The organism is Paenibacillus sp. P13VS (assembly GCF_015143645.1).
Taxonomy (GTDB): Bacteria; Bacillota; Bacilli; order Paenibacillales; family Paenibacillaceae; genus Paenibacillus; species Paenibacillus xylanilyticus_A.
In genome coordinates, this window is the sequence record NZ_WYEV01000006.1 from 183546 (window position 1) to 200058 (window position 16513).

The following is a 16513-nucleotide window of genomic DNA, read 5'->3' on the forward strand; positions in this document are numbered from 1 at the left end:
GAAGCCCGAAGAAGCTCCGGCAACACAGCAGCTTACACCGGCAAGGCTTGTTGAACTACAATCCGGGTACCTTCCGCCTTAACCACAATAATCGGTGTGTCAATAGGAATAAAATCTCCGTCCGTCACAACATCAATCCGCTCACCATCAAACATCGCAGTTCCGGATGGGCGAAGAGGCGTCAGGCTAATGCCTTGCAGCCCTATAAGCTCCTTGCGTTCTGTAGCCGAAGAATATCCACGGTCAGAAGACAAGCTGTCGCTCAGAATGAATCGATTCCATATTCCCCTGTCCTTAAAGAGAATCACCACGATAGCTATAACTACCAGCGCTGCCCCGAAGGCTATACCCAGCGAGACAAATGCATCACTTGTATCGTAAGCAGCACGCACAACACCGGCAACAAGTGCAATGGATCCCAATATGCCCAGGATACCAAAGCTTGGAATGAACATCTCCAAAATCATCATGATGAGTCCAACCGTAAACAGCACCCATGTCTCTGCTCCTGCAAATCCAGCAATGTAGTTCCCTGAGAAATAAAGGACAAAACACACGATCCCTACAATACCAGGCACTCCGAATCCAGGCACAATCAGTTCAATGATTACACCTGCAATTCCCAGGAACAAAAGTATAGTCATCACCACAGGATTCGTCAGAAAAGAAGATATATTTTCTGCTGCAGTTCTCTCCACAGTAAATACATCGTCCTGACCATAACCCAGCCATGCTGCTGCCTCTTCCGGGGTTGAGCTGATGTGGTCCGCATATCCCACTTTCAGCGCCTCCTCGGCTGATAAGGCAATAATTTCACCCTTTTGCTTCGTTTTGTTAATCTCCGGCATTTCCACAACCATGTTGACATCTGTCATTCCGGCAGCAATATTGCCATCACGGCCGCCTTGTTCCGCCGCTCCCTGCATTTTGCTCTTCCAGAATGCAACAAGCTTCGGATCATCGACATGCTTACCTGTACTGTCCACCATCGCTGCCGCACCAATCATGCTGCCTGGCGACATTACGATCTTATCTGCATTCAAGGCCAGAAAACTACCAGCCGAAGCAGCATCTCCGCGGACAAAAGCAACGGTCTGAACAGGGCTTTCCTTAATCAGGGTACCCAGCTCTTCCGCCGTATCGACCCGTCCTCCCGGTGTATTGATATCGAGAACAATCAGGCCAGCATTCATTGATTCAGCTTCCTTGAAGCCGCGCTCCATAAACTTGCCTAACCCCTGCTCGATTGGTTTATCAACCGGAATAATATATACGGCGCCGCTCTTTTCAGCTGCATGTGCAGACGGCAATCCAACCCACAGAGGAAGCAGCAGCGTCAGCAGCATCATGAGCAACAATGGCCCCGCAAGCCTCTTCCGGCGCTTTCCCTTCACAATAATCCCCCCTTTTCCATTATTGTTATACTGTCCAGCTTATGGTATTTATTACGTACAATGCAACATTTCGTTTCAAAATCTTAAAATTATATTTGAAAGCCAGAGGAATTGCAAGAAATTAAATCTAATTTTATGTATAAGAACCATTTTAAAGTAATTTTTTGTCTGTTTTGAAAATTGTATTGTTTCTTTGTCCTGTACATCGAATTCTCTCCCATGCTAAATCCAATGAACTCTGAAGTGTAAATTCAGCAACATGCAAACAGGAAAAAACACCCCCTGACAAGTCAGGAGGTGTTCATTGATTGCTTTATTGCAGAAATTGTTGAACTGCTTGATTAACCAGTTTGCCGTCCGCTTTGCCTTTAACTTTCGGCATAAGGGCCGCCATGACTTTCCCCATCTCGGCTTTCGAAGAAGCACCGGTTTCCTGGATGGTCTGCTGTACAATAACTTTAATTTCTTCTTCGGTAAGCTGTGCGGGAAGGTACTGACCAATTATATCAATTTCCGCTTTTGCATTTGCCGCGAGTTCTTCACGGCCCGCTTTGTCAAATTCTTGGAGGGCATCTTTGCGCTGTTTGATTTCACGACTCAGGATATCAAGCACTTCGTTGTCATCCAAAGTTCTTTTCAAATCTATTTCAAGATTCTTGATCGTCGAACGAATCAACCGAATGGTGGAGAGCTTGAACTTGTCCTTGCTCTTCATCGCTTGCTTCATATCTTCGTTCAATCGTTCGCTAAGATTCATGTTGTTCAAATCCTCCTAAAACTTTCTCTTACGAGCAGCCTCGGACTTTTTCTTGCGCTTTACGCTTGGCTTCTCATAATGCTTACGTTTCTTCACCTCAGCCAAGACGCCATCTTTAGCGATGGAACGTTTAAAGCGACGAAGTGCAGCATCAATAGTCTCGTTTTTGCGAACTTTAGTTTCAGACACCAGTTTTCCCTCCCTCCGACCAGACCGTCCAAGAGCAATAACACGGTTCATCACCTTTCATTATAGGCGAAAGGTAATAAAGGTGTCAACCTTAACGTAATGATCACTTTATTTATGCGAATCACAGTGCTTCTTTTTTCACCACCCAAGAGGAGATGTAGAGCACAGGATCCATTATGATTTGTGTGAATCCGATAGGCTTGTCAGCGCACCGAGTCTGGTGCCTCCAAGCAGATGATAGTGCAGGTGATGGACGGTTTGTTCCCCATCTTTGCCGCAGTTATTAATCAAACGATAACCGGACTCATCAACCCCAAGGCGTTTCGCTGCTTCCTGTGCTGCCAGATGAACCTCACCAATCAGTGCTATATCATCTGCTGTCACATCATTCATGGAAGCAATATGTTTTTTCGGAATAACGAGGACATGTGTCGGTGCAGCGGGCTGGATGTCGTGAAAGACAACCACATGTTCATTCTCCAAAACTTTATTGGAGGGAATGCTGCCCTCTACAATTTTGCAAAACAAGCAATCCATTGTTCATACCCTCCTTTGATTTGAAGATTTATGTATGCCTCTCTATCATACCGTAAGTGAAAAGTGACGTCCAATCTCACATGAAAAATAGTTACACTCATTAAGCTAGCCCACGCTAGCATGCCATTAAACACCCCGTACAATTCTCATTCTCACTTCGTTGATGAATAGCATAAAAAAGACCTTTCTACATCCAGGTAGGCAGCAGCATGTTGCCAGGATGAGAATGGTCCTTATGATTGTTTAAAATCCTAATCCGACTTCAGTCCTTCATTAATAGTATGGCAGCAGTGTTAATGCAGTCAGCCCGATCAATGGAAGCACCAGTCTGTTAAAACGTCTGCGACCGTAACCATAGTATGGATAAGGATAGGGATATGGATACGGGTAACCGTAACCCGGATAAAATCCACGAGCATGAGATGCAGGATAACCTGCTCCCGGCATCGCGTTTGGTCCCCAATTTGCATGATGCGCAGCTTCAGGACCGACAGGCACTGCCAAATAAATCATGTCGTCATCCACATTTTCCATAATACCGTCATAATGACTTCCATCCTTCATCTGTACACATACATAACGATGAATGTGTTCCTTACAGATCTTCTTCGCTTCCAACTTCTCCACTTCGGTACGCCTCCCTTATCGTGCTTCATCACCCTTTCATGGTATTCAGATCTGGGCGAATTGACACTAAAGGAACAGAGCAAAAAAAGAAGCACCCCATGAGCGGATTTCGAATGAAATCAGCTGCCGCGGACGTCTGAGCGGGAAGCTTCCTGATCAAACGTCCGCCGGGGTACTTTACATAAGGTATGTCGGCTTGACTGTAGTATAACAGCTGGTTGAACCTGTATCTGTGAGGTAACTCACTCCAATTCACAAGGTTCAACTTAAATATCGTCTTGTTTTGCAGTGGAAGCAGTCAATGCTCTATTCTCCTGCTGTTAAAGTCAGATAGCTTTATTAGCTTTCGGAGCAGGCAAACAAAATCTGTCTATCAAAGACTCTCCAATACTACCCGGGAACCACCTCCTGCTTCGCTCGCAGGAATAACAACCAGTTTGCGCGGCAGACGAGCCCGCAGTTCCGGTACGTGGCTGATGACCCCGACAGCCAAACGGTCATCATGCAATTTCTCCAGTGATGTAATGACCGTGTCCAGCAGATCCGGGTCCAATGTTCCAAACCCTTCATCCAGGAAGAAGAATTGAAGCGGGTACTGGCCGCGCAGCTGAATCTGTGCGGACAAGGCGAGTGCCAGAGACAACGAAGTCAAGAAGGTCTCTCCACCGGATAAAGTGGATACCGGACGTTTAACTCCGCCGTTTGCATCATCACAGATGACAAATCCACCGCCCGAATCCACCTCGAGTGAATAGCGCTGCTTCGTAAGAAAACGCAAACGCTGCGACGCAGCTTGGCTAACCTGCATGAGCTGCTCTTCTGCAATATACTCTACAAATGCATTGCCTCTGAAGGCTGCCTGCAGTTTGCTGAGCTGCTCTCCGTGATGACTCACTTCTACCCGTTTGTTCTCCAATTCGGTCCAGCGAACGTGACGCTGCTGAACATCTTCCAGATCCCGTTCTGCACGCGCCTTGGCACTTAGTGCAGCTTCATCCTCGGCCCGTCGTAACTTCAGACGTTCTGTGCAGGCTAGCCACTGCTCTTCGGACACTTCTGCACCACCCAGCTTTTGCTCCAGTTCACGCAGCTGGGAAACCAGCTCTCGTTCCCTTTCACGATGATGCTGAATCTCTGCTGCCAGTCGCTCAGCCTTGTCTGCAGGAATCGCTGCCTCCAGAACGGCTTGTTCAGAGTCAAATGGAGATTGATCAAGCAATTGCTGCCAGCGTGCCTGCGCCTGCTCCAAATGCTCCGATGCTGAAGTTAGGGCCTGTCTGGCCATGACGTCTTTCTTGGCAGACTCCTGTTTCAGGTTGTCCGCTTCCTTGAAGCGTCTGGCCGAGTCGGCTGCTGCTTTTCGCAGCCCATCCAGCTGTGACTGCGTGACAGCGATGAGCTCTTCTACACGTTGCTCGCCCACCCACTGGCGCAATCGTTCTTCCTTCTCGGCCAGCTGTTTACGGTTTCCCTGCCACTCGGTTTGCCACTGGATCAGCTGTTTTTCCAATTCAACCAGCTTTTGTTGGAGGGACTGTACGGACTGTTCCTTTTCTTCCAAAAACGTGACACTCTTGTTCAGCCGTTCCTTGATGTCTTCGGCACGTGCATCGCGTTCCTGCATCGCCTGATGAAGGGCGACAGCCTCCTCTGGGGCGATGCCAGGCAGTTCTGAGGCCCAGCGGCCCTGCAATGCAGCCGCTGCTGCCTCGCTCTCAGCCAGCTTGCGCTCCGCCTGGATGAGACCGGCACGGCCGGCCTCCTGCGCGGCTGCCGCCTCCATGCGGCGCTGCTGCGCACCCACAGCCGCCTGCTGCAGCGCGGCGGCTTGCGCCTGCACTTGCGTCGCGGCGTCAGCCAGCGCACGCGCGGTCTCGCGCAGCGTTGCGGCACGCGCCGCCCAGTCCGCAGGTGAGTGCCCGTATGCGGGCGAACCTGCGGGCTCTTGCTCCGCTGCCGCAGGCGCGGCCTCGGCTGCGGCCGGTGCTTCGCCGGCCGCAGCGCCAAGCTGCGTCAGCAGGCTGCGACGTTCGTGCAGCTGCTGGCGCAGCCCGAAGCGCAGCTCCTGCAGCTCTGCCTGCAGGCTGTGCAGCAGTTCCAGGTCTGCATCGCCTGCGTGCGGACCTTCTCCCAGCGGCGCAGCCGGGAGCGGGTGGTGTGCGGAGCCGCACACCGGGCATGGCTCGCCATCGCGCAGCTCGGCGCGCAAGGCGGAGGAGAGCCGGTGCAGCTCCTGCTCGCGCATCGAGCCTCGCAGCTGCTCCTCCGCCCCGGCCAGCAGGCTTTGGTCGCGGCCGATGTCCTGCTCACAGGCAAGCATGGCCTCCAAACCCGCCGACGCCTGTTCAATCAGCTGCTTCCGCTTTTCTTCCAGGCGTTCCTCTTCCCCTATTGCCGCCTGAAGTTTGCTTTCTGCCAAATTGGAAGACTGCTTGTACGTCTCCATCTCGGCCTGATTCTGACGCAGCTGTTCTGCTGCCGTATCCAGCCGATGCCGAAGCTCCAGCGCAGCTTGCAGTTGTCTCCGCTCCTCTGACTTGACTTCATTTGGCTTCAGACTTTCCTGCAATTCTTCCCGCCGTTTTCGTCCACGCTGGTGCAGTTCTTTTTCCTTCTCCAGCAGCTGGCCATGAACTTCCTGCTCCGCCTGTCCTTTCTCCAGAAGCTGCTTCAAACGTGCGCTGTCCTCCTGAAGACTGTCTCGTTCCCGCTGCAGCTCTTTGGCCTGTTCCAACTGCTCCAGCCGAAGCAGCAGCTTGGGTTCGCCCTCAGCCAGCTGTACACGTGCCGTTTCGGCCTTTTCTGCTTCAAGCACAGATAATCGTTCGTGTTCCACGGCTTGTTCATGTGCAGCTGAGGCCGCAGTTTGTCGCAGCTTCTGCTGGGTAACTGCATCCCGCATCGTTTGAAGTGCGGGCAATATGGCATCTGCTGAGCTCGACTGTTTCAAGCGCTGCTCCCCGGTTTCGATTTGCGGTTCGAGAGCTTTGAGCTTATGTTGTTCATCCAGACGCTTCTGGCGTTCATGACTTAATTCACGTATTTTACCCAGCTGTTCCGCTTCCTTCGCAGCCTCATCCAGTGTCTGACGGGAGAGCTCCGCATGCTTCACGGCCTCCTGCAGAAGGCGTTTGGTTTCTTCCAGCGTTTCTTGACTTGCATTGCCAAGACCCTGCTGCTCTGCCAAGAGCGCTTGATGAACCATATCGTTATCCTTCACGCGCCGACTGAGCTTAATGGCCAGCTGATCCCCGTACTTTTCCAAATGAAACAGCCGCTGCAGCATTTGGCGTCGTTCACTGCCTTTCAGCGATAGAAACTCAGCGAATTTCCCTTGAGGAAGCACTACGGCCCGCGTAAAATCATCCATTTTGAGCCCGATCACTTCTTCCACACAGCGGTTCACATCGGCTAGCTTGTCAGCGAGCACCTGTTCTTCCCCGTTTACGGTCTCAATAAATTTGCTGATCGTATTGCTTACCGATATTTCGTTATTCCGCTTAAACCGCCGTTCCACCCGAAATCTTCGCGCTCCTTCAGATGACGACAGTTCGAAGGTAAAGGCCACTGCGAGGGCATCCTCAGCATGATTCATAATCCCCTGAGTTCCGTTAACCGCCCGCTCCACCTTCCCGTACATGGCAAGAGTAATGGCATCCAGCAGCGAAGATTTTCCGCTGCCCGTTGGACCGAAGATACCGAATAATCCGGTTTCGGTCAGTACCGTAAAATCAATCTCCTGAGCTTCACGATAACTTTGCAACCCGGCCACTTTTAATAATATCGGCTTCATCTTCCTTCGACCTCCTCACGCACGCCTGGCTCGTCCTCGTCCACCAGCTCAAGGAACAACTGTACCAGACTGTCCTCCGGCTGTGCCCCGCCCGTCTGACGCTGGTAGAACTTGCGGAACAATTCATGCACAGGCAGCTCGGAACGCTGCTCCAGCAATCCGGCAGCAGCCATCTCCGGATACACCGGACGAATATGAATAATGCCATCATGTGACTTGCGCAGCTGCTGGATCTCTTTGAGTGACATGGCATCGTCCAGCCATACTTCCATATCAATGAATGCTTGGGCGTCTCTTCCCTCTTCCAACCAGCGATACACCTCGGCCAGACCTCTGCGTGCCTTCCAGCGCACAAGTGGGCGTCCACAGGATAACAGCACTTCTTCTACCTTCGGAGTTCCGCCTGGCGCCAAATCGACCATCGTTACGGATTTGCTCTGTCCCGCTTCCGAGAAGCTGTAGGCCAGCGGTGATCCGCTGTACCGGATCACGCCGTCCCCCTTCACAGCCTGAGCGCGATGTAGGTGTCCGAGTGCTGTATATTGGGCACCGATCGAGAGTGAAGATGGATCTACGGTATAAGCCCCGCCCACCTGTATTGGGCGCTCCGAATCGCTTTCAACCCCGCCCAGCACATAAATGTGACTCATCGCCATATTCACCGTATCCGGACCAAATGAGTTAGCCAGACGCTGCATGAGCATGCCAACCCGGCGGCTATAAGCTTGACGAAGCACGTTTTCATCACCATCCGTAGCGAGAACTTCATTGAGCCTTGCCTCTGAAGGATAGGGCAGAGCAGCAATCTTGGCAGTCTCGCCTGTTCTAGTCGCATTAATAGTCACCGCTTCGGCCGTCGGCATACCCACAAGTGTAATCCCCTGTCTATTTACAAGTGGTGTCACAGAGGCTACACGTTCCGGCTGATCATGGTTACCTGCAATGACTACCAATGGTCTTCCCCGCTCGGTAAGCCTGGCTGCCGCCTCGTAAAACAGCTGCTCTGCCGAAGCAGGAGGATTGACCGAGTCATACACGTCACCAGCCATCAACACGGCATCAGCCTGCTGCTCATCTGCCAGTCTAACAAGTTCATCGACGAAATCCTCCTGCTCACGCAGCCTGCTTCTTCCTTCCAACGTTTTTCCCAAATGCCAGTCCCCGGTGTGTAAAATACGCATATTCCGTTCATCCCCTCTCCCTACAAAAACATAATCATAAGAGCGCCTAGCCCTAAATATTGGCCTCTCATTCCTGAATGGCACTAGCCAATGCGGAAACAAAGGGGACACCATCGTTTCCAAGAAACCGATTCGTCCCCTTCGTGACTTTCATCGTTCATCGCAAGCACATATAGCGAATGTATCTTCCGTTTCCAAGCTGCTCCATTAGAGTTCTACAGCATGTCCACCATCAAAGAAGTACAGCCACTTCCGATCTACCTTGCGTCCCAAAATATCTTCAATCGCCCGGCCATACAGCTCCAGCTGAAAACGATAGTTTCTGGTCAATTCGTTTAATCCTCCGCGATGTTCCAGTACCCGGTCGGTTTTATAATCCAGCAGCGTAAGCTCACCGTCCACCTCGTAGAGGCAATCAATGATCCCCTGCACTAGTACGGTTTCATTTTCGAGTGAGGCCCGTAGTCCGCTGTCTTCATCCATGGATTGCATTCCCGCATTCGATGACAGATGCTGCACCCAATCGGCGGGAGAATGCTCTGCTGGAAGGCCATAGATAAAAGGAATCTCTCGTTTTACCCAGTCAGCACGCAGCAGCTCCGTGCCTGGTTCCGTCTGAAAGAATTGAGCCAAATGTTCAGGTTCAATCACTTCGGCCTGATGAGGCAGCAAAATCCGAAGTGTGGTCAGTCTAGCAAGCGTCTGTTCCACAATCGCAGCATCCACATTCGTTCCATCCAAAGGTAAATGCTGCATCAGCGTGTGATACACGGTCCCGCGCTCAGCCCCCGTCAACTGTTTCTCTTCCATAAACTTCGGGCGACGCAAATGCAATTTGAAGGAATGCTCATTCGAGCCATCCGCCCGGCCATGATGTGTCTCACTGACCTTATGTTCGGACGGCGGGTTTTCGAGAACCTCCGAATCTTCCATTTGTCTCTCCAGCTCCTCCATCACATGAAGAGGCTGATGGTCCTGTATGGCAAGCATGGTCTTTAATTCTGAGACGGACGTGCTTGCAGCCACCTGGGTTGCCGCTTCATATGGATACGTCCATGAAAGGCGCCGCTCTACGTTTTGTATCCATTCGGTTTCCGTTGCGCCCCCATCAACCTTCACATCATCTCGTGATGGCTCATCTGGCAAATCTCTCTCCATCTCACCATGAATTGTGGAGGGGGATAAAATCACCGATTTTACAGCTTGTAGAGCTTTCATTCGTTCTTGGCGTGCTTCTGCCAATTCGTCTTCCTCACCATGTTTTGAATCCACAAAGGTCTCTCTCGATACCCAATCGACAGACATGACGGAAATGCTCCAGCGTGATTCATCATCCATCAGACAAGCAGCATAGGAGTCTTGTACACCAGCCAGTTCGCGTAATGGAGCGGCCGACGGATGGCGAATTAGAGATGGTCCGATCCAGTCTAGATAACTTCGTCCTGCCGCGAGCAGGTAATCCGGCAGAATAAGTTCCGAGCTGTCTTTGATCTGTGACCAGGCGGCTGCCTTTTTGGCAGCATCCTTAACCGTCCCAACCAGAATCATTTTCTCCTTCGGCCGAGTCAGTGCAACATACAGTACCCGCATCTCCTCAGCCAGCAGCTCAAACTGAGCTCTGCGTCGAATGGCGAGATTAGCCAGTGTGGGATAGGCCACCCTATTTTCCCGATCTACAAATCTTGGACCAAATCCAAGCTCCTTGTGCATCAAGAACGGTGCATTCAGATCCTGCTGGTTGAACATTTTGGAGATGCCTGCCACAAACACAACCGGAAACTCCAACCCTTTACTCCGGTGAATGGTCATGATTCGGACCGCATTGTCCTGTTCGCCCGATCCCGCCACTGTTCCCAGATCCCCACCATTCTCACGAAGTCTGGAGACATAGGTCAAAAAGCGGAACAACCCCCGATTCGACGTCGATTCTTCATATTGACGCGCACGGTCATACAGAGCTTTCAGGTTGCTTTGACGCTGTATACCTCCCGGAAGACCACCTACCCAGTCCAAATATCCAGTCTCCCTGTATATACGCCAAATGAGTTCACTTAGACTGCCTTGACGTGCCTCAAGCCGCCATTGCTGCAGCTGGCCCATAAAATGAATTAATTTCTGCTTTAATTTAGACCCTGTATGGGCTGAGTCCTCCCCTGGATCATGATAACCATCCTTTTCGCTATCCTCATTCAGAGGTTGCTGCTCAAGTACCGAGGACTCAGCTGTAACAGCAGCCTCTTGCTTGGCCTGTTCCAGTTCTGACCAGAATTCCGGCCATTGCATCTGTACTGCAGACGAATCATCATGGGTCACTTGTTCGATCTGAGCAGCAGTTACAACTGCATCATAGAAAGACTGCCTTTTATCCCCCAGACGGATTTGTGCCAAATCCTCTTCATTTAAGCCCACAATCGGTGAACGAAGGACTGAAGCAAGCGGAATATCCTGTCGTGGGTTGTCCACGATCTGAAGCAGGGATAACATGATCTCCACTTCCGTTGCCTGGAAATAACCCTTGCTCTGCTCCCCTCCGGCCGGAATTCCCTGCTGCCTGAATTCTTCGATCATTAACGGAGCCCACATCAAGGCAGAGCGCAGCAGGATGACAATATCGCCATAACGAGCAGGACGCATTGTTTTTAACGCCTTATCATACACGTTCAGCGCAGGCTGATCCGTATCGCCAACGATCTCCCGAATGCGCCGAGCCATAGCCCGTGCTTCCAGTTGAGCCGTTTCCAGTTCGGCACTTTCCAGTTCAGCCGACGCCAGGTGATCTCCATTTTCATCTACACTCTCACCCAGATCCGGGCCTCCCCCTTGTCGGTCAATCAGAAGCAGTTCCGGTGTATAAGCCTCATCTCCCTCAGTTTCTGGTGGAAACGAAGCTCCATAGGCAAGCTGGGCCCGTTCGTCATAAGCGATCTCAGCTACGCCCTCATTCATGAGCTGCCGGAACAGCATATTTACCGAATGAACAACCTCAGCACGACTGCGGAAGTTACGTGCCAGGTCAATGCGTCTGCCTGCACGCCGCGTGCTTCCTTCTCCTTCATCGCTCTGGGTGCCAGAGTCGTATTGACGATATTTATTGAGAAATAGTCCCGGTTCAGCCAAGCGGAAACGATAAATACTCTGCTTCACATCCCCTACCATAAAGCGATTGCCCGGATTCTCCCTGGAAATTAGCTTTACGATATCTTCCTGAACGGTATTGGTATCCTGATATTCATCCAGCAGCACTTCATCGAAGCGCGCTCTATATTCCATTGCTGCATCTGAAGGCATGGAGAGCTCTGGCGTGGAATCCTCATGACGCAAAATGTGAAGGCAATAATGCTCCAGATCGCTAAAATCAACCTGCCCACGTTCTTGTTTGGCCAGCTTGTAACGTTCGCCGAACTCACTTACAAGTTTGGACAGCTCCTGCATGAGCGGAGCAGCCTGCTCCAGCTCCTGCCAGAAGGAAAATGCACTCCGCCCAAAGAGCGAGCCTTTCAGATCGGTGACTGCCTTTTTTGCAGCCTCCCGAAGTTCCTTCACTTGTTCCTGTAGCGCCGGATCGGTTTGATCCTTTTTGCAGGGTTTCAGCTTGCCAAAAGCTGCGGGCTGAAATACTTCAGGCAGTCTCTCCCATGGCATAACCTCCACAGCAGACAGAAGTTCCTCCACCATGGCCAGATCTTCTTTTAAGGTATCCGCATACGGTTTAGGCCCTTCCGGCTGTAACGCAATGCCAATACCTTGACGCAACAGCCCCGCTGCACCGCTCAGGGTAAGTGCTGCATCACGTAAAATGCTCTGCACCCATGCGGAATGACCAAGAGCCTCTACACTTTCCACTTGAAATGCAGACGCCATTTCCGCGAGCCAGTGATCCGGCCAGGAGTGACTACGCGAGAAATCATACAGGCGCTGCACAAGCCGGTGCATGGCATCATCGTTCCGTTCACCGCTGAACCAGTCCACAAGCTCACGGAATGTGCTGCCTTCGCCTTCTTCCCCGTATTTATCTTCAAACAGCTCTTCCAGGAGCTCCTGACGCAGCATTTCGGCTTCATTCTCGTTCAATATCCGAAAAGCCGGATTAAGCGGTATTTGCTGATAGTAACGGCGGATGACTTCCATACAAAATGAATGCAGCGTTGTAATTGATGCTCGCCCAAGCAGCGATAACTGTTTGCGCAAATGCTCTTCCTCAGGCTCTTCCTCGAGTGCACGTTCAAGTGCTTCACGAATACGCTGCTTCATCTCAGCAGCAGCCGCCTTCGTAAAGGTAGCCACCAACAATCGATCCACGCTGAAGCCACGAGAAGGATCGGCTATTTTGCGAATAATCCGTTCGACCAACACAGCAGTTTTACCCGACCCCGCTGCTGCTGCAACGAGAATGTCTTCACCACTCTGGGAAATTGCACTCCACTGGTCATCGCTCCAGAAGCTGCCTTCCGGTTTTGGCATATTCGTCATGACGTCTCCCCTCCCTTATTGTGTGACAGCATGTCCCAGATTTGCTGTTTGCCCGGTTTGGACAACAGATTATATTCATTGCCTTCAATATTCTCATCAAATTGACAGACAGGTTTAAACGGACAGAATGTGCATGCAACCTCCTGCTGAATGCGGTAAGGTTCTATGGCCACATCCCCATCCGTAATGCGGGTACCGATCTCCCGGATATTGCCTCGAACCGATGCGAGCAGCGTGTCCCACTGGTCTGGTGTAGCTACCGCTGCACTGCTGTAGAAGCTGCCGTCCGCCTTGAGTGCAACAGGAATGATGGCCGAGTAGCCTTTATCCAGTGTGTTATCCATCTGTGCAATGGCATCGCGATCTGCCAAAAGCAATCCCTTCATTTTGAAGCGTTTCAGCAGTTCCTGTCCCGCCTGTTCTGAGGTCATGCCGTTCGCAGATTGCAGCAATGGGTTATGCACATGGAAATACAGTGTTCCTCCAGGCATTGCCGATTCTCCCAGCCACTCTTCGGCAGCACTAAGCAGTACTTCCAGATACGTAAGCATCTGCAGGGACAGTCCGTAGTACACTTCATGCAATTTGAGATCCGTCTGGCTTGATTTATAGTCAATAACCCGAAGCAAAAGTCCATTTTCTCCCTCGGCTACATCAACCCGGTCAATTCGGCCCACAATCTCCATCACACACCCGTTCTCCAGTTCGAAACGAAGCGGCGGCAAGGGTTTGCCCGGCCCAAAGTCCAGCTCCAGACCAATAGGTTCAAAACTTCCCCGTCTGGATTGCTCACCCAAAATGACCGAAGCCCGGCTTACAATATCCTTCAGTTTGCGGAAAATGTAGCCGTAACGCTTCGTGCTCAGCAGAATCTCGCCCTGAAGCTGAGGGGCAATCTGATCTACCGTTTGCTCCGCTTCCTTCCGACATTGTTCCGGAGAGAGGCTGCCCCAGCTGCGGTTCTCTTCACGCAGTCGTATTGCCAGCTGACTCAGCGCAGCATGGAACAGCTGCCCAATGTCCGGAGCTTGAAGACGATATAGCTGACGCTCTTTCAATCGCAGCCCGTGCGAGGCAAAATGGGAGAATGGACATGCCACGAATCGTTCCATTCGCGAAACACTTGTCCGCACCTCCGTGCCATACAATCGGCGGCTTGTCGAAGTACGAAGAGGCAATGCCCGATTGCGATAAAAAATGGAGCCCAGCAATCGTTCCAGCTGAGGTCTGAGGCTCTCATTGGAGCAGTGCCAGTTGTAGACCGACCACCAGAGTTCAGGAATCTCTTCACCCCTGCGCCATCTGCGCAGCTGCCCAATCAGAACCGATAGACTCTGCACTGGATGAATAACGTAAGGCCAGTGAGCTTCTTCCAAACCGGTTACTGGCGGCTGTGCAAGAAGTGGCACTTCATTCAATCCGAACATCTTGCGTACATGTCTCACAATTTCCGAAGGCAAAAGCGTTTTGCCCTCGTCATCGGCCACAGGGTAACTCAACCACAACTGCTTACTTGCAGCAGTCAAGGCGGTATAGATCAGGAAACGCTCGTCCAGCATTCGTCTTGTTGTTCCAGGTCCGAGACCGAGCCCTCTCTCGGTCAGCAGCTCCCGCTCCTGCTCCGTTAACACGCCATCTTCCTGCGGCACAGCTGGCAGTTCACCATCAACGGCTCCCAGAATGAATACGTATTGAATATCCTGCAGCCGTGTCCGGTCCATGGAACCGACCAGCACCTGATCCAGCGCCGGCGGAACAAGTCCTAGCTTCAGCTCAGTCAACCCCGTCTCCATCAGGCCTGCAAACAGATCGATGTCCAGTCGTTCGGCTCCCATCATATCCACCATCTGGTCCAGCAGATCCAGGACAGCTCCCCACATCTGACGATGTTCCCGCGAACGCTCCGGGTCGCCCTGAGCGGTTGCCTCAGCCGACATCATTTCGAGTTTCCAGGGAATTTCTGCGTCTTCCAGCAGTCCATATAGTGCAGCACACTGTTCTCTTGCCGTCTTGGCCTTGATCATGCGTTTCTCAAACGCAGCCATCGGATCCGTAATGACCGTTCGGCATTTTTCCATGAGCGACAGCATTTGTTCCCGCCCTCGGCTTCGAGCGTCCTGTCCATTGTCTTCCAGAGACAGACTCGGGACGTATTTCCAAGGCTTGCCGTCGGTCCAGCGGTATCCGTGAATTCCACATGCGAGTATATAATTTTCGAGCTGGTCCATATCTTCACGAGTGATGGAACCATCACGAGGAAGCAGCAGATCCGTTTTGACACAGCGAAATACATCTTCGTAACGCCAGCGGCGACGAACAACATCAATTGCAGAACGAATGAATTCGGAGAGCGGATGATGAAGCTCACTTCTTCTGCGATCCAGGAAAACGGGCACGTCATAGTCCCTGAATAGGGGCTCGGCAATATCGGCATAGGCATCCAGCTGACGAACGAGTACAGCCATGTCCCGATAACGCACGCCTTCCTCCTGAGCCAACCTGCGCATTTCCCGCAGTGCACCTTCCATCTCAGCCCTGCGATTTTCGGCTGCGTATAACTTCACGCCCGCATCGCGGCCATCACTTCTCCAACGAATGCGTCGGTCGAACCCAGACTCCAGATGGGCCAAACCAGGGCTGTGATCATATCTCGGCAAAATATCCGGCTGCAGCACCATCGTTTCGCTCATGACTCCCAGATCCTCAGCCATACCCTTGAGCCGCGCATATGCGCTCGCTGTTGGATGGAACAGATCCAATTCGCTGGGTAGTGCCCCGTGATCATATGGCCGATCCAGGGTCAACGTAATGGTTACTGAAGAGGACTGAAGCATCATTCTTCCAATTACGCTCATTTCCTGTGGTGTAAAGCCCTGAAAACCGTCAATCCAGATTTGTGCATCCTGAAGAAGCTCACTCTCTGCCAAACGTTCGTTCAGTTCTGTCAGCGTGTCTTCATCATCGATGTAGAGTTCCGTCAGTTCCTGTTCATAATCTCGATATAAAAGAAGCAAATCATGTAACTTGTCACCCAGGATCGGTGCTGAAGAAGACGTATTCCAATTCGAGAGGCCTTCTTCCAACAAGCCGGGATCTAGTTCATAACGCTTAAACTCACTGTACAAATCATTTAAATGCCCTATAAAGCCCAATTGATTGCCCGAAGCGCCAAAAAGCTTCAGCTCTTCCTTGCGCCGCTGAAGTACTTTATAAAGCAGCATCTTTTTCCCTTCGGCTCCGATTGGAATCCGCGCAGAACCACCCGCTTCCTGCATGATACGATAGGCTAATCGGCGAAAACCCAATACTTCTGCACGCATAGTGCCTTTAATTACGCCAGAAGAAACCAGAGCCTGCTCGGTGCGAAACGAGCTTTGTTCCGGAACCAACCATATGAGTGGTTTGCCTTGAGGTTCCTTTTGAAGCAAAGACGTAATTTCCCGGGTAATCAGCGTCGTCTTGCCGCTGCCTGCCCGGCCAATAATAAAGCGTACAGACATGTCTAATCCTCCAAACCATCACGAACAAGATTTTAATTCCCAGTATAACATATCTGACCTGGTTC

The 16513-nt window shown here is 51.5% G+C and carries 9 protein-coding genes; all 9 read right to left on the reverse strand.

Going from position 1 to position 16513, the window contains the following annotated elements:
- Positions 1 to 32 precede the first annotated feature (32 nt).
- Entirely contained in the window at positions 33 to 1349 is a 1317-nt protein-coding gene (locus GUA98_RS17080) for an NfeD family protein (protein ID WP_153980795.1), read from the reverse strand.
- A gap of 358 nt (positions 1350 to 1707) precedes the next feature.
- On the reverse strand, positions 1708 to 2151 hold the full coding sequence (locus GUA98_RS17085) for a GatB/YqeY domain-containing protein (RefSeq protein WP_095289878.1): 444 nt from the start codon (positions 2149 to 2151) through the stop codon (positions 1708 to 1710).
- A gap of 15 nt (positions 2152 to 2166) precedes the next feature.
- The gene (gene rpsU / locus GUA98_RS17090) at positions 2167 to 2340 is read right to left on the reverse strand and encodes a 30S ribosomal protein S21 (RefSeq protein ID WP_005547957.1); all 174 of its coding nucleotides are present in this window, start codon (positions 2338 to 2340) and stop codon (positions 2167 to 2169) included.
- A 174-nt stretch (positions 2341 to 2514) separates the two neighbouring features.
- Positions 2515 to 2877, reverse strand: coding sequence for a histidine triad nucleotide-binding protein (locus GUA98_RS17095; RefSeq protein ID WP_095289876.1), 363 nt, complete (start codon positions 2875 to 2877; stop codon positions 2515 to 2517).
- 273 nt (positions 2878 to 3150) lie between these two features.
- Positions 3151 to 3504: a hypothetical protein gene (locus GUA98_RS17100; RefSeq protein ID WP_095289874.1), complete on the reverse strand. Its 354-nt coding sequence runs from the start codon at positions 3502 to 3504 to the stop codon at positions 3151 to 3153.
- Between the two features lie 373 nt (positions 3505 to 3877).
- Positions 3878 to 7297, reverse strand: coding sequence for an AAA family ATPase (locus GUA98_RS17105; RefSeq protein WP_193723861.1), 3420 nt, complete (start codon positions 7295 to 7297; stop codon positions 3878 to 3880).
- Entirely contained in the window at positions 7294 to 8478 is a 1185-nt protein-coding gene (locus GUA98_RS17110; RefSeq protein ID WP_193723862.1) for an exonuclease SbcCD subunit D, read from the reverse strand. Before GUA98_RS17110 ends, GUA98_RS17105 begins: the two co-directional genes overlap by 4 nt.
- Before the next feature lie 207 nt (positions 8479 to 8685).
- Entirely contained in the window at positions 8686 to 12948 is a 4263-nt protein-coding gene (gene addA / locus GUA98_RS17115) for a helicase-exonuclease AddAB subunit AddA (RefSeq protein ID WP_193723863.1), read from the reverse strand.
- Entirely contained in the window at positions 12945 to 16448 is a 3504-nt protein-coding gene (gene addB / locus GUA98_RS17120; protein WP_193723864.1) for a helicase-exonuclease AddAB subunit AddB, read from the reverse strand. Before addB ends, addA begins: the two co-directional genes overlap by 4 nt.
- Positions 16449 to 16513 lie beyond the last annotated feature (65 nt).